Raw genomic sequence first — 22840 nt, 5'->3', positions numbered from 1 at the left:
CCTTGTGATAGCGCAAAAACTCTATGATTCTCTACCGTCACGTCGTTAAAGAACATATCTTCCCCTTCTTTTTTTCCCTGGCAATTCTTGTCTTTATCTTTATAATGCAGTATGCGATTCAGATTCTTGACAAGATTATTTCTCAGGGCCTTGATGCCGCCATTGTTCTTGAAATTTTTGCTATTAATCTTGGATGGATTATTGCGCTGGCAATTCCTATGGCGATCCTCAGTGCCACGCTCTGGGCCTTTGGGAGAATGTCGGCGGATAACGAAATTCTGGCAATCAAAGCATCAGGACTCAATCTCTATCATCTGATTGCCCCGGTCATTGTATCCGCATCGGTTGTCTGTATATGCCTGATTTTTTTCAACAATCTGATTCTTCCCGACGCCAACCATCGGACGGCAAATCTGATGTCGGATATTTCACGGAAACGACCTGCTGCATTTATCGAACCTAAAGTATTAATTAAAGATTTCGAGAATTACGCAATCTATGTGAAGAAGGCCAACGGCCGGACCGGAAGGCTGGAAGGCATCAAGATTTTTTCCGATGTTCCCGGTGAAGATCCTTCAACAACCATCGCCGACTCCGGAGAAGTTAAACAAACCGTCGACGGCGCCTATTTGCGTCTGACACTCTATCACGGCGAGACCCACAGTATAAGCAGTGACAACAGGGAACAGCATTTTGTAGGCCATTTTGATAAACAGGTGCTGTTTATCAATAATGTCGACAGTGACCTTCATAGAACAGACAGCAGATACCGGGGGGACCGTGAAAAAAGCTCCCAGATGATGCTCAACGATATTAAACAGAACCGCAAGAAAAAGAAAGGCCATCTGGCGCAGCATTCGGGCATGATCGATTCCACGCTTGCCGTTGTTGCTTTTTTTGACAGTCTGTCGGCCGCCCACCCGGCACCATCCGGCCGACAAACCACCAGCCCGGATTCCCTTCTGTCATTTCAGCATTGGGCAAAGCAGTTTACCCCTGCCCGGGGCAATGCAATGGTAGCGCAAAACCGTACTGTCCGCGAGAGTGAACGAATCATTCGCCGTATAGAAAGTGAAAAGAAAAGAATAGCCCAGTATCTGGTCGAAATTCATAAAAAATACGCAATACCGTTTGCCTGCATTATCTTTGTTCTTATCGGTGCTCCCCTCGGCATTATGGCACGGCGGGGTGGAATGACCGTTGCCGTAAGTTACAGCATTTTCTTTTTTATCCTCTATTGGGCCTTTTTGATAAAGGGAGAAAACCTTGCCGACCGCCTCGTGGTGTCACCTTTCAGCGCCATGTGGTCGGGAAATATCCTTCTGGGCGCCTGCGGTGCCTTTCTGATCATCCGCATGGTCCGCGAGACGACATTCATCTCCTGGACACCCCTTTTACGGTGGTGGCATAAGTTCACCGAGGCCGGAGAAAAGCAAAACGTCTTTTTTAAAACCGTACGCTTTGTTCTGGGTCTGCCCATGAAAATAATCTCTTTACCGCTTATCGCCATTCGCTATGTTATCGGCATCCTTCCCAATTATATAATCCGCCTTTTTGTCGGGAACATGGTGGGTGTTTTTGCTGCAATTATGGTGGTTTTCGTTGTGGTCGATTATGTTTCGAATTCCCGACGTTTTGAAGGCGTTCCGGTTCAGCAGACCGCTCTTTTCTACTGGTATTACATGCCCTGGATCATACAACTCGTTTTTCCGGTTGTCATGCTACTCTCTTCCATGTTCGCCATGGGTAAACTGGCCAAAAACAGTGAGCTGATTGCCATGAAAGCGGCAGGGAAAAGCATCCGCCGCGTAACCCTTCCTCTCCTGTTTTTAGGGCTCTGTCTTGTTGGCGCAAACTTCTATGTCAGTGAATTGGTTCTTCCGGAAGCAAATGTCAAACGACGGGAGCTTCTCGAAGAAATTAAAATGCAGGAAAAAGCCGCTGAGGGTAAAGTGTACCGCGGACGGAGAGATTTTCGGAGAAATTTCTACTATTTCGGCAATAAAAACACAATCTACTGTTTTCAGGAATTCAGAACATTTCCACAAAAAGCGAAAAATGTCTGGAGAGAAACATTTGAAGGTAATTCGATTACGCAACGAATTCATGCCGAAAAATCCGTTTATCACAACAATGCCTGGTCTTTTATTAACGGGACAATCAGAAAATTTCAGGGTGATTCATCAACCATGATGACCTTCGATACCCTTCAGGACAATATTCTGAATGCCACTCCCGAAGAAATGGTGGTACGAATCAAGACTCCGGAAGAAATGAGCTACTGGGAATTGAAAGATTATATTAAAAAGACCAGACGCCGGGGTGAGAAGGTACTGAAATACAATACCGATCTCTATTTCAAAATTGCCTACCCCTTCATGAATTTTATCGTCATTCTGCTGGGAATTTCGGTAACTGCGCGAATTGGTAAAGGCGGCGGAGCGCTCCTTTTCGGTATAGGGTTACTGATCGTTTTTTCCTACTGGATAATTGTGCGCTTTGCCCTGGCTTTTGGTAAAAGCGGGCAGCTTCCTCCTTTAGCCGGCGCCTGGCTGGGAAATGCCATCTTTTTACTCCTGGGCATTCTGCTGTATAGAAAGAGCGATGCATGAGCAATAAGAAAAAAATCCTTGTTGTTGATGACGACCACGATACACTCGATCTTATCGAAGTGGTTCTGTTCAGAAAATATGAAGTCATCACAGCCTTGAACGGTTTTGACGGGCTCAACTGCGCACAGGAACATATGCCCGACCTTATCATTACCGATATCATGATGCCGGTTATGGACGGCATACGATTTATAAATCGCCTGAAAAAAGGGACGGAGACCCGATCGATTCCAGTCATCGCATTAACGTCATTTATCGAAAAAAATCCTGTTAAAAGTCTTATGACTCTGGGCTTTAATGATGTTATACCAAAACCTTTTGACAAAGATGATATAATAAAAACAGTGCAGTCTATTCTTGGGGATTAACTATCATTCACATGTTTTTATCACTCGAAAAGAAAAACTGGTTAATTGCGGGAGCGCTGATCTTATGTGCAGGAATAATCCTTCATCTTGCAGCACTCTATGTGCAGGCACTCTGCCTTCCTCTCGCCATTTTCCTCTGTGCCCTCTGTTTGTTTATCGGTTTCAGGCGACCGACGGTGAGCAGAAAAAGAGCCATGACCCCTGCCCGCCCCTCCAGCTCAGGCATGCTTTCCCTTCCATCGCAGATTGAAAAGGAAGTAAATGCCGCAGACAATACGATCAAGCTTTCGGTGCTGGGAAGTCTTTACTCAAAAGAGCAATGGAAAGAGATCGAAGATGTTGTTGATATAATTCTCGATAAATTTATCGCCCTGGTGAGGGCCCGGGTCGATGCCCATACGGTTGCATTCTTTTTCCCCAGCGATGACGGCGGCTATAAAATCCGGCGGTTCGATTCCTGCAGCGAAAACATCAATAAAGAAGCGGTCATTTATCCCGGCGTCGGTGTTATTGGAAGCTTTCTTAAAGACGGCCTCAAGCAGCTCAACCTGCAGGATATCGTTACCGACAGCATGACACTGTATTACTATACCAAAGATGCGGGTATCCGCTCGTTGATGGCCAGTCCGATCATCGCAGCAGGTATCGAGCGCGGAACAATTATTGTCGACAGTACCGAACAAAAGCACTTTACCGATGAAGACCATACTTTTCTGAGCACTATCGGCCATCTGTGCGGACAAGCCGCCTATTATGCCTATGTCCATACCGAACATAAACTCAAGTATGTGCGGTTCGCAGCAATGAGCAATACCGAAAAGTATTTCTTCCAGAAGCATGAAATCGAAGCGGTTCTCGATAAAATGGCCGAAATTATCCCCTTTGCGATTCAATGCGACCGTCTGACCATCAGCCTTAAATCCGAATCCGGCGATTCGGCCACAATCAAACGGGCCTGGGGCCCCAATGGCGAACAATTTCTGGATCAATCGTTCTCATTAAATGAAAAATCACTTATCAGTCTTCTGTATTCGAAAAACATGTGTTTCTTTCGTAATTTTTCCAACCATTATGAAACACGATATTTTGACGGCGAACCCAAATCAAAGGAAATGCGATCCTTTCTGGCCTACCCGGTTGGTGTTGACGAATGCAAGGGCGGCATTCTTCTTGAGTCGACTCAGAAAGACGCCTTTACGGGTTTCAACCGTGCCCTTCTGTCCCGTCTGGCGACCTCGGCCGGACTGGCTATCGAAAAAATCCAGATTCTCGAACAGGCGCGGAACCTTGCTACCCATGACGGTCTTACCGGCCTGAATAATCACCGCCAGTTCCAGAAACTGCTCAGGGATGAAATCATTCGATCTACCCGGTACAATGATCCTCTTGCCCTTGTAATCGGCGATATCGATTTCTTCAAAAAAATCAACGATACCCACGGCCATCCTTTCGGTGATACGGTGCTCCGGGGAATCGCAAAGAAACTGCAGGAGAGCATCCGCGACAGTATCGATATTTCGGCGCGCTATGGTGGCGAGGAGTTTGCCCTCATTCTGGTTAAAACCGTTGAACAGCGTGCAATCGAGACTGTCGACCGTATTCGCCAGGAAATAAACAAACAGGTTTTCAGGACCCCATCCGGAGAAGACATGAGTGCATCAATGAGCTTTGGGATCGCAATCTACGGCAAGCATTCGAATAAAAGCGACGGCCTCATTCAAAAAGCCGACAAAGCGCTCTACCGGGCAAAGCAGAATGGAAGGAACCGGGTTGAGGTTTTTTGATTATTCGGAACCAACCATCTCCCGGACATATTTTTCCAGAACCTCGAGCAGACGATCATAGGGAACCGTTTCCTTTGGTTCTCCCCGGACAAAAACCTGTCCCTTATCTTTACCACCGGCAATACCGACATCCGCCTCTTTAGCTTCACCCGGCCCATTGACCACGCAACCCATTACCGCGATTTTTATGGGAGCGGTTATACCTGCAACCATGGCCTCAACTTTTTCGGCCAGCGAGGAAACATCGATTTGTGTGCGGCTGCAGGTGGGACAGGCGATCACAACCGGTCCGGAGACCAGTCCCAGCGATTTGAGGACCTCCCGGGCAACATAGATCTCATTCACCGGATCACCGCTGAGCGAAACCCTGATCGTGTCACCGATGCCTTCGGCCAGAAGTGCACCGACGCCGACCGAAGAGCGGATCGTACCGGTACGCACTGTTCCCGATTCGGTGATTCCGATATGCTGAGGATATTCGCAGTGTTCCGATAAAAGCCTGCATGCATCGATTGTAGTAAGAACATCGCTGGCCTTTATGGAAAGAACAATGGTATCAAAAGAGAAAGACTCCATCATAGCGATATACCGGAGTGCACTTTCCAGAAGTGCCCGTGGTGTGGGGCTTCCGTATTTTTCGAGGATGTCTTTTTCGACCGACCCGCTGTTGACACCGATTCGAATCGGAATACCGGCTTGCCGGGCGGCATCAACAACCAGTTTCACCTTTTCTTTACCGCCGATATTTCCGGGATTTATCCGTACCTTATCCGCCCCCGCCTCGATTGCAGCAACGGCATAGGATGCCTGGAAATGGATATCGGCAACAACCGGAATCGGTGACTGCTCCTTCACTTTCCGAAAGGCCTTTACCGCTTTCTGGTGAGGAAGCGCAACCCTGATTATTTGACATCCAGCATCGGCCAGTGCTTTGATCTGGGCCACTGTCGCATCGATATTCTCGGTGGGCGTGTTGGTCATCGACTGAATGACCACTGGATTATCACCGCCGATACCTACCGGACCAACGAAGACAGGTTTTGTTTTTTTTCGGGAATTCATTTAAAATTAGTATCAGTCACATCACCTGCAGCGCAAGAGTGACCTGCATGCCGTTAAGGCCGGTCACCGCAAGACTTCCACCGCCGGAGCTCATTTTATAGCCATCAACCCGTTCGCAAAAGCCATTTGCATTACCTTTGTACTGCACATTTATGCTCAGGACTTTGCTCTGGCTGTCCCAATTGCGTTCACGCACGGCGGTAATGCCGGTAATTGCCTGAAGCGTTGAGAGAACAGCTTTACGGTCTCTGAACGAGGCGACCTCTTTTATATCGATTGTCAGCGGGATTCCATTATTAAGCTGATTCTGCCACTCTTTCATAATTACATCCAGAAGTTTATTGCCCGCTTTTTCTGTGGCTTTTGCAATGGCCTGGGTCCCCGCGGTATTGGGACTGATATGGACTTTTGCCGCGTGGCCGCCGGCAGTCCCGATTATTCTTCCTGTTGCGCAATTGATCGCCTTCAAGGTCACATCAGCCTGGACCGACACCATGCCGCCAAGGCTTTTAGACATGCCTTCAGCTTTTCGACCGACCGCATTACCCATGATCACCACTTCGGCGCCGTAACGGGACCCCAGGGCCGCTGCAGCTTTGGCATCACCGGAAAGCGAAACCATTTTTTCTTTGGAACTTCTAATCGATGCAACGACTTCGGGATCAACCAGTTCAAACTCATAGGGATCACGCAGAAAACCTATCAATGCAGTCTCCGCCGCTTTGTTCGTGGGCTCATCATTACCAACGTTGTTCTCATCAATTACAACCATCACCCGTGGCTTGTTCATCGATTCGATGAGTATATGAAATGATGCCAGATCCTTGTGCATTGTCGACCGTGAAAGCGTCGCCTTTATTTGTATTTCAAAGAGGTTATCGGGAGATTTGGTCTCGGAAATTATTACATAATCCTTTACCGCTCCGATAGTTTTGGTAATAATCTGATCGCGTTTGAGCTGAAAATTTTCAACTTCGGTTTGCGAAAGAAGAATCATGCCGATCCCTTTTTCGACTGCATTGCGCTTTGCCGCCATAAGCGCTTCCTGACGGTTGACGCCTTGCCCGAACCCTTCAGCAATAACATTTTCTTCCTGTGCAAAACAGAAACCGGCAAGAAGTGCCAACAGAGCCACGCATTTTCGCATAATATCACCCTCCTGGAAGTGTACCATAATATTATTGTGGCAGGATTAAATTATACATCGTATATCGCATTTATTCAAGATGAGGTCGAAATATTTGCACTATTAAAATATCCGGTCTTTCATTTCTCCGATTGATCGGCATACGATTGTTGTTATTCCCCCGGAACCCTTCTCCCGGCCGGTCTTCTTTGACGGATCGGCGATAAAGCATTCTGTAAACCCTAACCGGGCGAGTTCTTTGAGACGAAGGTCTGTTCTGCCCACCGGACGGATTTCGCCACCCAGCCCGATCTCCCCCAGAAAAGCGGTTCCTTTCCGTATGGGACGATTGAGAAAGGATGATGCGATTGCTGCAGCAATCCCCAGATCGATTGCCGGTTCCGTAACACTGAGCCCGCCGGCAATATTGAAGAATACGTCATGATCACCCAGCGTTATTCCGCCGAAACGTTCCAATACTGCAAGAAGCAGCGAAAGCTTTTTAGGATTAACCCCCGATGCAACCCGTTGAGGCAATCCGAAATGTGATCTGTTCACCAGCGCCTGAAGTTCCACAACAAGCACTCTGCTGCCTTCAATGATCGGTACGATTGAAGCTCCCGGCCGTGAAGCGATATGGTCGAGGAGAAATATTTCCGACGGATTCTCGACTTCTTCGAGCCCCCGATCGGACATGGCGAGAATAGCGATCTCCCCCGATGGGCCAAAGCGATTTTTTGCCGCCCTGACAATCCGGTACTGATAATGATTATCTCCTTCAAAATAAAGGACCGTATCGACCATATGTTCGAGGAGTTTCGGTCCGGCAATGGCACCATCTTTGGTAACGTGACCGATAAAAAAGAGCACCGTTCCGGTATTCTTTGCGTACCGGAGAAGCAGGGCGCCGCATTCCCGTATCTGCGAGACGCTTCCGGGCGCACTGTCAAGCTGCTCCGAATACATTGTCTGTATTGAATCGATGACAATAATATCAGGTTCTGCACTCTGAACCCGGGCAAGGATGTTTTCGATCGATGTTTCCGCCAGAAGTGCAAGAGAGGAACCACCAGCCGTACATCGCTGCGCCCGGAGCGAGATCTGGTCAACAGATTCTTCACCCGAAATATAGAGTGCTTTTTTCTGCGCATCACCACTCAACGCAGCCATGAGCTGGACAAGAAGGGTAGATTTTCCGATCCCCGGATCGCCTCCCAGAAGGATTACCGCACCGGGAACCATCCCGCCACCGAGGACTTTGTTGATTTCGGGAAAGCGGGGACATTCGATGCGCTCATAGGAACGATTCGAGGTATCGGCTACGGTGGTAACCGAAGCGGCCTGTTCCCTCATTACCGATGAGCGTTTTCCTTTTACCCGCGGTTCTTTGAATTCCGAAATAGTATTCCAGGAACCGCAATTGGTACATCGTCCCTGCCATCGCGGGAAATCTTCACCACACTGATTGCAGACATAAACGGTTTTTGTTTTTTTATTCATTAATTTCTGTATCGCTATTTTCAGCCGCCTTTGGGTTTTCCGATTCTTTTGCGGGCGGCTGGGAAGCTTTGAAAAGCTTGCTGATATCGGCAGGGCGCTTGAATTTTGCTACATCAACCGATGCAGCGTATGATTTCTCTTCCTCCACAGCATAATGAAGTTTCCGCTGGCCGCGGATAAACTGCTGGATATAGGGATTCCGGGATGATCTGATTTCACCGGGCGCCCCGGAGAATATGATCTTACCCGAACGGATCATCGCTATCTTGTCGGCTGTTTTATAGGCCGAGGCCATATCGTGAGTGACAATAATCGAGGTCATATTCAGCTTGTCACGCAAACTGAGAATAAGATCGTTGATCTTATCGGTCATGATCGGATCGAGTGCCGAGGTGGGCTCATCATAGAGCATAATATCGGGTTTCATCACCAGCGCCCGGGCCAGACCGACACGGCTCCGCATACCTCCCGACAGCTCCGCAGGCGTCTTTTCCTGAAATGCCTTCTGCAAACCAACCATCTCCAGAGCCTCTTCCATGATCTCCTGTATCTCTTCTTCGGTATAGCTTGTTCGCTCCCGAAGGGGAAATGCGATATTTTCGCCAACACTCATGGAATCAAAAAGTGCGGCTCCCTGAAACAGCATACCGAAATGATGCCGGATTTTGTTGAAATCCGATGGTTTGGTGGTAGGAGAATTAATTACCTTATCGCGAAAAAGTATCCGTCCACCATCGGGAATCATCATGCCGATAACATGCTTGAGGATAACGCTCTTTCCGCCGCCCGATTCTCCGATAATAGCAAGAACGTCCCCCTGATTAACATCAAGGTTGATGTCATCGAGTACAAGCTGGCTGCCGAAATGCTTTTTTAAATGCTCGATTTTAAGCATAGTGTACTGTTACAATTTCCGTGTTCCGCAACATTTACCAGAATAACGCTGCAATTAAAAAATCAAAAATCAATATCAATACCGCCGAGGTCATTACCGCCCTTGTGGTCGCATTACCGACTCCTTTGGCACCGCCTTTGGCCTCATAACCAAAATAACATCCGGTAACGGCAATAATCCCACCGAACACCATGCTCTTGGCAATTCCCATGAAAAGGTCCCCGGACGTAAAAAAGAGCTTGAGACCGGTGGCATACGTATACATGGTTACGTCAAGCGACAGCGCCACGGTCACAATCGACCCGAGAACAGCCAGAAGCTCGCTCCAGATAACCAGTGCCGGAATCATTATAACGCAGGCGATGGTTTTCGGAACGATCAGATACCTGATCGGATCAAGATTGAGTATATTCATGGCATCGAGCTGTTCGGTTGTTTTCATGGAACCGATTTCGGCGGCAATAGCCGTCGCAACCCGCCCGGAAACCACAAGACTGGTAACCACCGGTCCAAGTTCGTTTGTGATCGATTTACATACCGCGGTTCCGAGATATTTAAGAGGAATAATGTTCCTGAATTGATACTCGGCCTGAAGAACCGTCTCGGCACCCAGGAATACTGCAATGATCGATACCAGCGGAAGCGAGCCGATGCCGATGGCATACATTTGCTCGATCGCCAGGGGAACATTTTTCACAAAAAGAGGCAGCCGCATTATCGTACTGTAAATAAGATAGGTAATACGGGCTATGTTTCTCAGGAATTCGGCCAGTTTATGCACGATTGAAAGGGTCAATCGTCCAACCCGGCCTGCAATACCGAATGTCAAAATCCTGAATCCTCCACCTGCATTTCAGCAAGGTTTTCAAAACTGGCAAAATCTTCCACAAAAGCAACCTCGGCGGTTCCTACCGGCCCGTTTCGCTGTTTCCTCAGGATAATCTCCGCAACTCCTTTGCGATGATCGTCCAGTTCTTTATTATACACTGATTCACGAAAAATGAACATGACAACATCAGCATCCTGCTCAATTGCACCGGATTCACGGAGATCGGAGAGTTGCGGCCGATGATCGCCGCCCCGCTGCTCAACAGCCCGTGAGAGCTGCGATAGCGCAATCACCGGCACACTAAGCTCCTTTGCCACCCCCTTGAGGGCGCGGGAAATCTGCGATATTTCCTGCTGCCGGTTTTCTGCAGATACAGCCGAACCCATGAGCTGAAGATAATCGATTATAATAAGCCCGACATTATGCTGAGCTTTCAACCGACGCGCTTTTGCCCGAAGCTCGAGGATAGTAATGCCAGGGGTATCATCGATAAAAATCCGGGCCTGTGAAAGAGGGCCTGCAGCCATACTCAGTTTGGGATAGTCCCTTTTCGGCAGATGTCCGCTCCGGAGGGCATGCATATTCACTTTCGCCTCCGAACAGAGCATACGCTGGACTATTTGAGACTTTGACATTTCTAACGAAAATATCGCCACTCCGACTGGTTTGGAAGCACGGACAGAGGCGTTGAGAGCAAGGGAAAGGCAGAATGCTGTTTTTCCCATACTGGGCCGGCCAGCAACGATGATAAGATCACCGGCCTGAAATCCGGCCATCATTTCATCGAGCTTGGTAAAACCGCTCCGTACCCCCTGAACACCGCCTTCCTGCGCATACTGCTCGATATCACGAAAGGTAATCTGCAAAAGATCATGCATCGATTCGAACTGACCTTTGACCCTGGCCTCGGAGATACCGAACACTTTCTGCTCTGCATTGTCGAGAATCTCCTGTGCCACACGCTCCGAATCAAAACTTTCGGTCGTAATTTCAGCAGCGATACTGATTAACTGGCGAAGGGTGGATTTCTCTAAAAGAATTTTCGCATGGTGCTCGATATTGGCCGATGTTGCGATGCTTTCGACCAGTTCACTGAGATAGGGCTCAGCGCCGACCGATTCGAGCCATCCGCGCTTCCGAAGCTCTTCCGAAAGCGTTAAAACATCCAACGGCACATCCTTATCGAACATGGAAACCATGCATTCATAAATACGCTTATGGGCTGTTACATAAAAGCAGTTTTCATCAAGAATTTCCATCGCCGTCGCAACATTGCTTGCATCGATAAGCATGGAGCCCAACACCGCACGCTCGACATCGGGCGCCTGTGGCGGGATCCTCTGGGTAAAAGGCGACCTCTTCTCTTTTTGTCCATTAACTTTCGGCATATACTCCTCGTTGCATTAAAATATCCCTGAGCTTTTGAAGGTCTTCCCATGCCGGACGTTTATAGGTTTCGTTTCTGAGAAGCGCGGCCGGATGGTAGGTGACGACTACCGGGATTTCATTATAGGTATTGGTCATGGTACGCAGCGCGCCGATACTTTCTGATTTCCCGAGCAGCGCATGAGCGGCAATTCTGCCCAGAAGCAGGAGCGCTTCGGGTTTGATTATTTCTATTTGCCGCTTAAGTAATGGAAGGCAGAGCGTGATCTCGGTCGATTCGGGATTCCGGTTTGCCGGTGGCCGGCATTTGAGAACATTCGTGATAAAAATATGGTTTTTCCGATTGAGATCTATCGCCTTCAACATTTTAGTCAGCAATTGCCCGGCTTTTCCGACAAAAGGAAGACCTTTTTGATCTTCTTCAGCGCCGGGTGCTTCACCGATAATCATAAGCGGTGCCAGAACATTCCCTGCCCCGAATATGAAATTTTTTCGTGTCGTGCCCAGTGAACAATGGTGACACTCTTTGAACTCGTAGTATAACTCTTTAAGTTTCTCCCGTTTCCTGGTATCATCCTTATCGCTTTTTACTGCAGGTGTTTTTACCGACTGCCCTTCATCGCCAGACAGGTGAACAGATTTCTCACGGACCGGCGCAGGCGTGCCTGATCCGGAGGCAAAGGCAGTTTCCTGGGAAGTAAGCGCATATCCTGTAGCTTCAGAATCAAAGGGCCGGGAAAAAATATGGTCGGGCATGGAAAGCTCGGACTGTTGCTCAAAATATCGTGCAAGAAGCGATCGCGGATCAGTCATCAGTAAGTCCCAGATATTCGGCAATGCCGACAATTATTGCACCTGCGGCTTTGGATTTCTCCATTTCAGGAAGATATTCCGGTGCACACCCTTTCTTTAAAATACATATTTGTGTGCAGTCTTTTTCCAATGATGTTTCCACCTGATTGCAAATCATTATATCACAGTTCTTTTTTTTCATTTTCGCTCCCCCGCCCTGTTCATCGATGTCCGATTCCAGAGCGAATCCAACAAGGAGCTGCTTTTTTTTCTTCTTTCCAAGTAGCTGCAGAATGTCGGGGTTCGGCACAAGATTCAGGGTGAGTGTTTCATTTTTATCCCGTTTAATTTTTTGTTTTTCGGTTTTTTCGATGCGATAATCACTTACTGCAGCGGCCATAATACAGATATCGACAGCATCAAATTCACTCTCCAGTGTATCTTTCATTTCGGCAGCAGTACGAACCGGTATTTTTCTGATTCCCGCGGGAAGCGGTTCTTGTGAAGGACCGGTCACGACGGTTACCTGAGCCCCCATTCCCCGTGCGGCACGGGCAAGTGCGGCTCCCATTTTTCCGGAAGAACGATTGGTCAGCACCCGCACCGGGTCGACAGGCTCCACCGTGGGCCCCGATGAAATGAGTACTTTTTTCCCGGTAAGAGAGCGAGGGACAGAACACGAGATTACATACTCCACAATATCTTCAACCGGGAGCATACGGCCGGGACCGTCATCCCCACAAGCCAACTCACCGTCATCCACCGGAAGAACCTCTACTCCCCGTTCTTTGAGCCGCGCCACATTCTGCAAGTTAACAGGATTCCGCCACATGGCTGAATTCATTGCGGGTGCGATAATGATATGCTCGGGCGCAAATGTCAGAGCAACCGTTGTTAACAGATTATCGGCTATGCCGCAAGCAAGTTTGGCGATAGTATTAGCCGTTGCCGGGCAAATAAGCAGATAATCGGCCCACCGGCCCAGATCGATATGATCCAATCTTCCGGGATACAGATATGTACTTTTGTTCTGTGAAGGTGAGAGATCGAAAAGAACGGGATTTTCGGTTACGGTCCGAAGGGCTTCTTCGCCGACAAACCCCCGGGCGTTGGGAGTAAGCACCGCCCGCACTTCACTATGTTCCTTGCGAAACAAGCGGACAAGCTGCGGAATCTTGTATGCAGCAATACCGCCGCATACGCCAAGCGCAATTCGGATATTTTCGGACATTTATCCTTCAATTTCACTCTCATTTGATTCAACAATACGACCGTCAAAAAGCTTCTTAAGAGCAATAGTCGTGGGTTTGTCTTTGGCCTTGGTAATCCCAAGCCGTACCTGATCGTTAATGAAACGAGCTTCCTTGGAGGCCATCAGCACCGCCTTGTACCGGTTGATTCCTCTCTCCTCGATCTTGTCGAGTTCAAGCTCCAGCATATCCAATTTCATTACAACCTCCTTATTCGGACACAGCACGACCGTGTCACTTTAATGTTTAGGGTATTATTCGATATTTTGCACCTGCTCCCGGATTTTTTCAATATTTTCTTTCAGTTTTATTGAAAGATGGGAGACTTGTGTATCGTTCGCTTTTGAACCGATAGTATTGGCTTCGCGATTCATTTCCTGAAGAATAAAATTCATTCGCTTTCCGACCGGTTCATTGCTTTTAAATGTTTTTCCAAATTCTTGAATGTGGGCCGACAGACGAGTACATTCTTCAGAGATATCGATTCGATCGGCCATCAGGGCAATTTCTACGGCCAAACGTTGAGGATCAACCTGCGTATCAACAAGCTGTTCGACCCGCTTGGAAAGCTCACGGGAATACTTTTTAATCCTCATGGGCGCCCGTTTTTTTATCTGAGTAAGAGTACGATCTAAAATCGAAAGCATTTTCTGCATGTCTTTAATAATATGAACCGCTTCCGACTCACGGGACTCCTGGAAGCTTTTCAGCGCCTTTTTTAAAATCGGTTCCAGGTATTTCCACACATTCTCTTCATCGAAATCCCTGGATTCGGCCTTGATAAAATCGCTGAAATGAAGCAGATCGCTCAGGGTAACTCTGCCCTCAAGCTCGTAGTTGTCTTTTATTTCGTTAAAAATGCGCAGATAACTTTCGACAGAATCTTTATCCCAGGTAAGAAGTGCTTTTTCATTATCCTGGATCCCTGAGACCAGAACGGTGATATATCCGCGGGAGACTTTTTCGGATACCGTTTTTTTAAGCCGGGCCTCGAGTTGAGAAAACGACCGGGGCAGACGAAGCTGCAGGTCAAGAAAACGGTTGTTAACTCCCCGAATTTCGATTCGAAAGGTACCAAGCGGAGATGTTGCTTCGGCTTGTCCAAAGCCGGTCATACTGCGAACTGGCATATTGTTCCGTTTTGTAGACAGTACTGGCCCTCTAGGGCAGAAACCTGCCGTAGATCATGCCGTTGGAAAATACTACAAATAATAATATAAATGCAATTCCATAAGTAATATTGTATTTTCATATTTCAGTTAGCGGGCGACTTCGGCGATATTTCATGTCCCGTGACGCCTCGTGAGAAAACCGTTTAAACTCGGTAAAACGAATTTGCCATAGAGTATCTTGAGTTATGCCCAAGACTAAAAATCGCTGGGGATTGGTTCTCTTTTTTTGCGCGCTGGCGATAGCAGGAACCGGTATAACCCTCAGCTTTATCTATCAGCCTGAAGGAAATCCGGCTCTTTATAAAAAAGTTCTTCCGGCAATCGGGCTGATCCTTTCCTGCACCTCTTTTTTGGTTGGTCATTTTTCCTACCCCCGTGTCCAGAATTTAAAAGTTTATCTGATCGGCTATCTTGTCGGCCTGATCGGCCTAGGGTACTTTCTGCTCTATAAACCTCCGTTCAAACCCTTTGTTCCCCCTGCGCCGGCGAATTTCACCCATGCGCTTTTTATTCTGGCTTTTGTAAATATTATTGCGGCCCTCGCCCTCCCATCATACCTCCGATATCGACTGACAAAACAACTCACCTTTATCATTGCCGGGTTCGAAACAGTGTTAATCCTGATTTTCAGGTTTGTGCCTTCAAGCTTGCACTGGACCAGAATACTTCGATTCGAAAGCATTACCGATTTTGCTTTCTGGACCGGTTTCATGTGGTTCGGTATTGTTTTATGGCTGTCAATATGGCTCCTGCGCAAAGAATTCTACCTCGGCGGTATATTTGCTGGCACAGCGCTGCTTTATCTTCTTGCTCGACACTATGCCCCTCTCCATGCAAATCCTCAATCTGTTCAGTGTATCATGATGGTCCAGGTGCCCTTTTATCTGCAGATCGGCTCCATTGTCCACTGGTTTTTCCGTATGGAGCACAGAATTTCATACGACCCGCTGCTTCACATTTATAATCGAAATTACTGCAGCAGGGTAATCACCGAACAGAGCAATCTCAATACACTGCCGCCCTTTGCCGTTGCCATGCTCGATATCGACCATTTTAAAAAAGTGAACGACACCTATGGCCATCAGGCAGGAGATCATGTTCTCTATAATACAGCGCAGACAGTCTGCAGAGAGGTTATTCCCGACGGCACGGTTTGCCGGTACGGGGGCGAAGAGCTTGCGGTATTCTTTCCCCAAAAAGTTACCAAAGATGTGGTTCCGGTGATGGAAAAAGTCCGCAAAGCGGTCGAAAAAATGAAAACGACTTTTAAAAAGAAAAATATCAAAGTAACTCTTTCAATCGGTATATCCCATAGGTATGATAAAACCCAGACGATCATCGATGTTATTCATACTGCCGACAAGGCATTGTATAAAGCCAAAAAGGGGGGAAGAAATCAGGTTAAGCATATGAAAATCTCAGTCCGCCAGGCAAAAAAGCCCAGGAATTCGACCAAACGCAAGGGTTCATAAGAAGAGTTCATAGAAATCACCGGTAATATCGGCGAAATCGGGATAATCCCGCTAAAAATCGGACTCTTTGTTAACCTGCCTTTGATCATTTCCCCACCTAAGATTATTTTTAAACATTCAATTAACAGGAGCTTCCATTGTCCTTTTCAGTTTTATCCGGCGATTCGCTTGTTACCTCTTTTATGCTGATTATCGCAGCAGCGGTTGGACTTTCCGTCATTGCAGTTGGAATATTAGTTGCCTTTTATCAGCGATTCTGGTATGAACGAATACTCCGTCCTTCTTTTGATTCTTCATATAACCCCAGTTGTGCGATTATCGTACCGTGCAAAGGTTCTGATGACGGACTTCGACCCAGTATCGATGCCTATCTTTCAGTCGATTACGACAACTTTGAAATTATCTTTGCGGTTGAAAGCGAGCATGATAGCGCAGTACCGGTAATCAAAGAGGCGATCTCGGGCAAACCAAATGCCAAACTCGTGGTCGCCGGTCTTTCCTCCCGTTGCGCACAGAAAAACTGGAATATGCTCAAGGGCGTAGAAAATGCAAATAAACCGGATGTGTATGTTTTTGCCGATGCAGATATCACTCCCCAGAAAGAGTGGCTGCACGAGCTGATTCTTCCACTCTCCCGCTCTGATGCCGCCGCGACAACCGGATTCCGCTGGATCCATCTTGCAAAAGGAAGTTTCGGCCAATACAATCACATGTTTTTCAACAATTTTCTCTACGTTCTTTTCTGTACGGCATCGATGATCGGCAACGCCGGATTGTGGGGCGGATCCATGGCGATGCGGCGGGAAGATTTCGAGAAGCTCGGGGTGGCTGAGCGGTGGAAAGAGACTGTAGTTGACGACATGAGTCTGGCGGAAATAATCATGAAAAACAAGAAGCGATCCGTTCTTGTTCCTCCCTGTATTACCGACACCAATGAAGCGCTTCCTTTGCAGAAGAGTACCGCCTGGATCGAACGGCAGATGATGTTTCTTAAAATGTATCATACCCACTTATGGTGTTTAGCGATGCCGGTGGTATTCAGCATTTTGCTCATTCAGCTCTGGCTTATTCCTGCAGTTATCATCAGCAGTATTTCCTCCCGCTCCTTTTTTGAACTTGGCGGCGCCGCACCTCTGGCATTTACGGCTCTGGACCTCCTGGCCGCACCACTCTATATTTTCATGGGACGGATAGACAGATTTTTCCGTTTTATTGTTCAGGAGCCGTTGCTACGCTGGATGCACCTCTATGCCCTTGCCCGGACCTCATTTACAAATACAATCATCTGGAGCGGAGTGGAATATCGGTTGAGAGTCTTTTCGGGAAAAGTCATCTCCGTGAAACGCTGACCGGAATTCTATTGAAAGGAAGCGGCTATGAACTGTGCAGTATTTGCATCAGGCGGCGGAAGTAATTTTCAGGCTCTCATCGATCATCAAAAATCAGGTGAACTTCATGTGGACTTCGCTGTTCTTATCAGCAACAACAGCAAAGCCTACGCCGGTGAACGGGCACGGAATAACGGTATCCCGGCGATTCATCTTCCCCCCTCCCGCTTCAGTACCCTCGAAGACTATACCCGGGAACTTATGAAGGCTATGGATGAATATTCTGTTGATATGATTGTGCTTGCAGGATATATGAAAATCATTCCTGCCGCGGTGGTACAGCGCTATCGTAACCGGATACTCAATATTCATCCGGCACTCCTCCCCTCCTTCGGCGGCAAAGGGATGTATGGTAAAAAGGTTCACCGTGCAGTGCTCGACTATGGATCCAAGATTAGCGGAATTACGGTCCACTTTGTTGACGAACAGTACGACAGCGGTCCAATTGTGCTTCAGGTTTCGACCCCTGTTCTGGATGATGATGATCCTGAGACGCTTGCGGAGCGGGTGTTAAAGCTCGAGCATGCCAATTACTGGCGTGCAGTTGAGGCGGTAGCCCGAAACAAAATAGCAGTCAGCGGACGGAGAGTGACCGGTGAAATTTAGCAGCCGCGCTCTTTATTCCTATGATATTGGTATTGTCCGGGAAAATGACAGTGTTCTGATCGGTATCGATGAAGCCGGTCGGGGCCCTCTTGCCGGACCGGTGACAGCCGCAGCGGTCCTTCTGGATCTTGATTCTCCCCTGGAAGAAATAAATGATTCCAAAAAATTAACAGCCCGGAAAAGGGAAAGGCTTTGTGAAGAAATCAAAGCCTCGGCAAAGGATTATGGAATAGGCCTGGCAGATCCCCACGAAATCGACAAAATCAATATCCTTCAAGCATCTCTTCTTGCCATGCAACGGGCAATCGATCAACTAAAAACACAGTGGACTCTGGCGCTTGTAGACGGCAACCGGCCGATCCCCTCTCTCCACGCAGCACGACAAAAAACAATAATCCGGGGAGACGGTACAAGCGCATCGATTGCCGCAGCATCTATTTTAGCTAAAGTCGAAAGAGACAGGATAATGGAAGACAATCATTTTCGGTATCCTCTCTACGAATTTTCTTCAAACAAGGGGTATCCGACCCCCAGGCATAAAAAACTGATCAGTAAAAACGGGATATGTCCTATCCATCGGAAAAGCTTTTGCCTGCCGACACTGTCGGAAATCGTATTACCCCTCGAATAGAGGAAAACAAAATGTAAAAATGAGTATAAATAAGGAAGGAGAATACACCACCAATGGCTGAGATACGACCATTCTGCGGCTATCGATTTAATCTTGACGATCCCGGCAACCTGCAACAATTTGTTGCTCCTCCTTATGACATGATCGACGGCGACATGCAGGAGATACTCTACCGAAAAGATCCCCATAATATCATCAGGATAATTCAGAACAAACCGGAGCCAGGAGACCAGGTCAACAACGACCGCCATCAGCGGGCCGCAGCACTCCTGAATAAATGGATTACCGAAAACATTCTCCTTAAGGACTCAGAACCTTCAATTTATGTTTACCGCCAACGTTTCAGCGCGGGTGAAGACAATGATGCGGTTACCTATGAACGAACCGGTATCGTTGCGCGGGTACGGCTTGTTGATTTCAAGGAAAAAATCGTTCTTCCCCACGAAAACACATTATCCGCCCCTAAAGTCGACCGCTATGAGCTGTTGAAAGCAACACACTGTAACACAGGACAGATATTCGGTATTATCCAGGATGAAGGCGATTTTTTTGGATCTGTTTCGAAGGCTGTAACGGACGCCCCCGCCGGCAGTTTTACCGATGACAATGTTCAGCATACGCTTTTCCGTATCAAAGACCAGCAAACGATCAACCGCCTGGTAGATCTGGCCTCGGATCGGATTATTCTCATTGCCGACGGTCATCACCGGTATGAAACCGCACTTCAGTTTGCTCAGGAGTCCGGTGAACCCGCTCATCAGTTTGTCATGATGACGCTTGTCTCCATGGCTGATCCCGGCCTGATTATCCGGCCGTTCCACCGGAGTATCAAAAAGAGGCCGTCAGTAACCGGCCCGGCAATGCTCTCAAAACTTGAAGAGTACTTTGAAATCAAAGAATTTGAAAATTCCTCTGTCGATGAAATTATAACCTTTACCGGAAGTCGTGACAATCACCGGATGGCATATTTAGACCATGAAACCCGAAAAGCTTATTTTCTGAGTCTCAGTCCGAAGGGGGAAAAATACCTGTGCGATAATACCAATGGTATGTCATACCAATGGAACCATCTCGACGTATCGATAATAAATTCGCTGGTGATTAATAAAATTCTCGGTCTCCCAATGGACGGCACGACGCTTCATGATGTTATCGATTATGAAAAAGATATTACCGCCGCCTACCACAAAACCCTTGACAGCCCGGATTACTACGGTACATTTTTTCTCAGACCGATCGAAATAGGAGTTGTCAGGGATATCGTCGCCGGTAATGAGCGGATGCCCCAAAAGTCTACAAATTTCTTTCCTAAATTCTATTCGGGTCTTGTTCTCAATAAACTGGAGGAGGCATGAAACTCTCCCGTCTTGCGCAACTTATCGGTGGAATAACCATTGCCGGCGCCTGTCTCTATGTCTTTTTCAGAGGGGTTGATTTAGTCCAGTTGGGAAATGAACTGAAGAAAATATCTCCATTTTCTTTGCTGCTTGCTGCCGCATTGACGGTTTTTTCTCTGTGGCTCCGCGGCATTCGGTGGGCCCTTATCCTCCCCGATTCAGACAAAGCAAGCAAGAAGAATCTCTTTGCTTTTGCGACCATAGGATTTATGGCAAACAATATCCTTCCTGCACGAATGGGTGAAGCCGCCCGGGCGCTCTTTCTCTGGAAAAAAAATAGCTATGCTCCCTTTACGGCTATCGGCTCCCTTATTCTGGAACGGGGATTTGATGTCCTTGTGTTTGCTTCCTTTTTCTTTATCCCGGTTTTCACGCTCGATGGGTTAGGCAAACTGACCTACCCGGCGTATTTCCTTCTGGCAGTCTATTGTTTCAGTATAGGGTGTATGGCGCTCTATGCATTGATACCCAAAAAGATCGAATTCCTGGCACAAAAGAGTATCGGGTTGTTGCCGGCGGCACCCCAGAAGAAATTTGCCAAAATCGGTGCAGAGCTTGCCTCAAACCTTTCCTGGCTCTTTTCGCTTAAAAAGACCCTTGCTATTATTATTCTTTCCTATGCAACGATTCTCTGCTTTGCCTTTGCCATGATGCTGATTATGGGAAATGTCAAAAATTTTTCCTTTTTACATACGCTTCTTGCCCAGGCTTTTGCCTCGATCGGTGCGGCAATACCGCTCGCTCCCGGCTATATCGGAACCTTGCATGCATCACTTCTCCAGGGTTTTCTTTACTGTGGTCTGGGTGAAGAACAGGCACGGGCAGCGGCAATCTTATATCATGCCACTACGTATATTTCAATAACAGCGGCAGGTTTGTTTTTCTTTTTCAGAACCGATATCAGTTTCAGGGAGATCTCCGAAGCCAAAACAAACCTGGAAAAATAGACCGGTTCAGCCGGGGACCTGCAGAAGATTTTCAGTAATACCGGAGGTATAATGACGACGAATACGAATGATGTTGCTTTGATTGAGAGCTGTTCCGAAGCGCACACAAAAATAAAAGCCGAACTGAGCAAAAAAATCGTGGGTCAGAATGATGTTATTGATGACCTTCTGGCATGCTTTCTTGCCGGAGGTCATTGCCTGCTCATTGGTGTGCCCGGCCTGGCCAAAACAATGCTGGTGCAAAGTCTGGCGGAATCGCTTGATTGCGTATTCAACAGAGTTCAATTCACACCGGATCTGATGCCCTCCGATATCACCGGTTCCGAAATTCTTTATGAAGACAGGACCACCGGGCACCGCGAGTTTCGATTTGTAAACGGACCGGTGTTCACCAACATTCTTCTGGCCGATGAAATAAACCGGACGCCTCCCAAAACTCAATCGGCGCTCCTTCAGGCGATGCAGGAACACGAAATCACCTCGGGGGGCAAAACCTTTCCCCTCCCCTCACCCTTCTGGGTTCTGGCAACGCAAAATCCCATCGAGCAGGAAGGTACCTATCCGCTTCCCGAAGCCCAGCAGGACCGGTTCATGTTTTCAATTGAGGTCAATTACCCGGAATATGCATCGGAAGTTGAAATTGTAAAGGCGACGACCCGCATCCAGGAGATTTCACTGACCCCTCAGATGAAGGCCGATGATATCAAAAGGTTTCAGGAGCTTGTCCGCCGCGTTCCTGCCGCCGATTCTGTTATTGAATTTGCTGTCTCGCTTGTCCGCCGCTCCCGTCCTGATGATGAAGCCTGTTCTGATAAAATCAGGAATCTTCTTACTTGGGGAGCGGGTCCCCGGGCATCCCAGTATCTGATTCTGGCCGCCAAGGCATATGCGGCTCTTGAGGGTCGCCCGACTCCCGACATATCGGATATCAAGCGTGCCGCACCGCCGGTTCTGCGCCATCGCCTGATACGGTCCTTTCACGCAGAAACCGAAAATATTTCGGCTAACGAAATTGTATCCATGCTTTTAGATTAAAAGATTGCTTGCGGTTGTTTCGCTTATTTCCCCACCATTTTCAAAAGCATCTGATTGCTTGTTGAATCGAAATAGCATTTTCCGCAAAGGCGCTCTGTATCGGCGCAGGAAAATTCGAGAGTGTCGGTGCCGGAGGAAGATTGTTTTGTCCGGATCAGAAGCGATTCTTTGCCGATAAAGGAATGATAGAACACACCATTGGTCTGAGGAGAATCTCCTATTTCAGCCCAGTCAAACATAATGAGCAGAATACCGTCGGTACGATTTTTTAATCGTGCCAGGGTTGCAAATTGTATGCCCTCCTGCAGGTAGTTGCCCATGGCAACCACTTTCCAGGTTGTATCGGTGACACCGTTTTTTTCGACCCGATAATCGATATTCCCGTAGGAGAGGAGTTCAAATTCTCCAAATTCTTTTTGAATATACTCATGATCATGTGCCCAGAGGCTGGTGATACCGCCGTTTGCGAAGGGAGGCACCGGAAGTTTTCCCGATGACCGGGCAATAACACCGGCACCAACCAGGCAACAGAGCAAGACTATACCGGCGGTAACACGAAGGGACGATCTAATCATACACGTCTCCTTT

21 protein-coding genes are annotated in these 22840 nt (G+C 47.8%); 10 read left to right on the top strand and 11 right to left on the bottom strand.

Features of this window, described 5'->3' with window-relative positions:
* The first annotated feature begins 23 nt into the window (after positions 1 to 23).
* Genes GF401_05700 through GF401_05690 form a run of 3 tightly spaced genes read left to right on the top strand, consistent with a single transcriptional unit; the run spans position 24 to position 4764 of the window.
* Positions 24 to 2612 (top strand): LptF/LptG family permease, encoded by a 2589-nt coding sequence (locus tag GF401_05700; protein ID MBD3344537.1) that lies wholly within the window; start codon positions 24 to 26, stop codon positions 2610 to 2612.
* Complete coding sequence (locus tag GF401_05695; GenBank protein MBD3344536.1) at positions 2609 to 2980, top strand: response regulator; 372 nt, start codon at positions 2609 to 2611, stop codon at positions 2978 to 2980. The genes GF401_05700 and GF401_05695 overlap by 4 nt, the downstream gene beginning before the upstream one ends.
* An 11-nt stretch (positions 2981 to 2991) precedes the next feature.
* Positions 2992 to 4764 (top strand): diguanylate cyclase, encoded by a 1773-nt coding sequence (locus GF401_05690; protein MBD3344535.1) that lies wholly within the window; start codon positions 2992 to 2994, stop codon positions 4762 to 4764.
* Here GF401_05690 and ispG read toward each other — a convergent pair whose 3' ends face one another.
* The 10 genes from ispG to GF401_05640 form a co-directional block, all read right to left on the bottom strand.
* Entirely contained in the window at positions 4765 to 5826 is a 1062-nt protein-coding gene (ispG, locus tag GF401_05685) for a flavodoxin-dependent (E)-4-hydroxy-3-methylbut-2-enyl-diphosphate synthase (protein MBD3344534.1), read from the bottom strand.
* A 16-nt stretch (positions 5827 to 5842) separates the two neighbouring features.
* On the bottom strand, positions 5843 to 6973 hold the full coding sequence (locus GF401_05680; protein ID MBD3344533.1) for a hypothetical protein: 1131 nt from the start codon (positions 6971 to 6973) through the stop codon (positions 5843 to 5845).
* 102 nt (positions 6974 to 7075) lie between these two features.
* Positions 7076 to 8452: a DNA repair protein RadA gene (gene radA, locus GF401_05675; protein MBD3344532.1), complete on the bottom strand. Its 1377-nt coding sequence runs from the start codon at positions 8450 to 8452 to the stop codon at positions 7076 to 7078.
* Positions 8445 to 9347, bottom strand: coding sequence for an ATP-binding cassette domain-containing protein (locus GF401_05670; GenBank protein MBD3344531.1), 903 nt, complete (start codon positions 9345 to 9347; stop codon positions 8445 to 8447). Before GF401_05670 ends, radA begins: the two co-directional genes overlap by 8 nt.
* Positions 9348 to 9381: 34 nt before the next feature.
* A complete protein-coding gene (locus tag GF401_05665) occupies positions 9382 to 10176 on the bottom strand; it encodes an ABC transporter permease (protein MBD3344530.1) in 795 nt (264 codons plus the stop codon).
* The gene (gene dnaB, locus GF401_05660) at positions 10173 to 11564 is read right to left on the bottom strand and encodes a replicative DNA helicase (protein MBD3344529.1); all 1392 of its coding nucleotides are present in this window, start codon (positions 11562 to 11564) and stop codon (positions 10173 to 10175) included. The genes GF401_05665 and dnaB overlap by 4 nt, the downstream gene beginning before the upstream one ends.
* Positions 11551 to 12318 (bottom strand): uracil-DNA glycosylase, encoded by a 768-nt coding sequence (locus GF401_05655; GenBank protein ID MBD3344528.1) that lies wholly within the window; start codon positions 12316 to 12318, stop codon positions 11551 to 11553. Before GF401_05655 ends, dnaB begins: the two co-directional genes overlap by 14 nt.
* Positions 12319 to 12367: 49 nt before the next feature.
* A complete protein-coding gene (gene coaBC / locus GF401_05650) occupies positions 12368 to 13585 on the bottom strand; it encodes a bifunctional phosphopantothenoylcysteine decarboxylase/phosphopantothenate--cysteine ligase CoaBC (protein ID MBD3344527.1) in 1218 nt (405 codons plus the stop codon).
* Positions 13586 to 13804 carry a hypothetical protein gene (locus tag GF401_05645; protein MBD3344526.1) on the bottom strand — a complete coding sequence of 73 codons (219 nt, stop codon included), beginning with the start codon at positions 13802 to 13804 and terminating at the stop codon, positions 13586 to 13588. It lies immediately after the preceding gene.
* A gap of 54 nt (positions 13805 to 13858) precedes the next feature.
* Positions 13859 to 14734 carry a YicC family protein gene (locus tag GF401_05640; GenBank protein MBD3344525.1) on the bottom strand — a complete coding sequence of 292 codons (876 nt, stop codon included), beginning with the start codon at positions 14732 to 14734 and terminating at the stop codon, positions 13859 to 13861.
* Between the two features lie 227 nt (positions 14735 to 14961).
* On the opposite strand from GF401_05640, the gene GF401_05635 reads away from it, so the two are divergent.
* From GF401_05635 to GF401_05605, 7 genes are all read left to right on the top strand, one after another.
* Positions 14962 to 16248 carry a diguanylate cyclase gene (locus GF401_05635; protein ID MBD3344524.1) on the top strand — a complete coding sequence of 429 codons (1287 nt, stop codon included), beginning with the start codon at positions 14962 to 14964 and terminating at the stop codon, positions 16246 to 16248.
* 137 nt (positions 16249 to 16385) lie between these two features.
* A complete protein-coding gene (locus tag GF401_05630; protein ID MBD3344523.1) occupies positions 16386 to 17597 on the top strand; it encodes a glycosyltransferase in 1212 nt (403 codons plus the stop codon).
* A gap of 27 nt (positions 17598 to 17624) precedes the next feature.
* Entirely contained in the window at positions 17625 to 18242 is a 618-nt protein-coding gene (locus GF401_05625; GenBank protein MBD3344522.1) for a phosphoribosylglycinamide formyltransferase, read from the top strand.
* A 25-nt stretch (positions 18243 to 18267) separates the two neighbouring features.
* Complete coding sequence (locus GF401_05620; GenBank protein MBD3344521.1) at positions 18268 to 18873, top strand: ribonuclease HII; 606 nt, start codon at positions 18268 to 18270, stop codon at positions 18871 to 18873.
* Positions 18874 to 18926: 53 nt separating this feature from the next.
* Positions 18927 to 20228, top strand: coding sequence for a DUF1015 family protein (locus tag GF401_05615; GenBank protein ID MBD3344520.1), 1302 nt, complete (start codon positions 18927 to 18929; stop codon positions 20226 to 20228).
* The gene (locus tag GF401_05610; GenBank protein ID MBD3344519.1) at positions 20225 to 21217 is read left to right on the top strand and encodes a flippase-like domain-containing protein; all 993 of its coding nucleotides are present in this window, start codon (positions 20225 to 20227) and stop codon (positions 21215 to 21217) included. The genes GF401_05615 and GF401_05610 overlap by 4 nt, the downstream gene beginning before the upstream one ends.
* Positions 21218 to 21268: 51 nt before the next feature.
* Positions 21269 to 22252, top strand: a complete 984-nt coding sequence (locus GF401_05605; GenBank protein MBD3344518.1) for an AAA domain-containing protein — start codon at positions 21269 to 21271, stop codon at positions 22250 to 22252.
* A gap of 23 nt (positions 22253 to 22275) precedes the next feature.
* On the opposite strand, the gene GF401_05600 is transcribed toward GF401_05605, so the two are convergent.
* Entirely contained in the window at positions 22276 to 22827 is a 552-nt protein-coding gene (locus GF401_05600; protein MBD3344517.1) for a hypothetical protein, read from the bottom strand.
* Between the last annotated feature and the right edge of the window lie 13 nt (positions 22828 to 22840).

The sequence above is a fragment of the Chitinivibrionales bacterium genome (assembly GCA_014728215.1).
Lineage (GTDB): Bacteria > Fibrobacterota > Chitinivibrionia > Chitinivibrionales > WJKA01 > WJKA01.
Note: the sequence above shows the minus strand (reverse complement) of the source record. Positions and strands in the feature narration are given on the sequence as shown.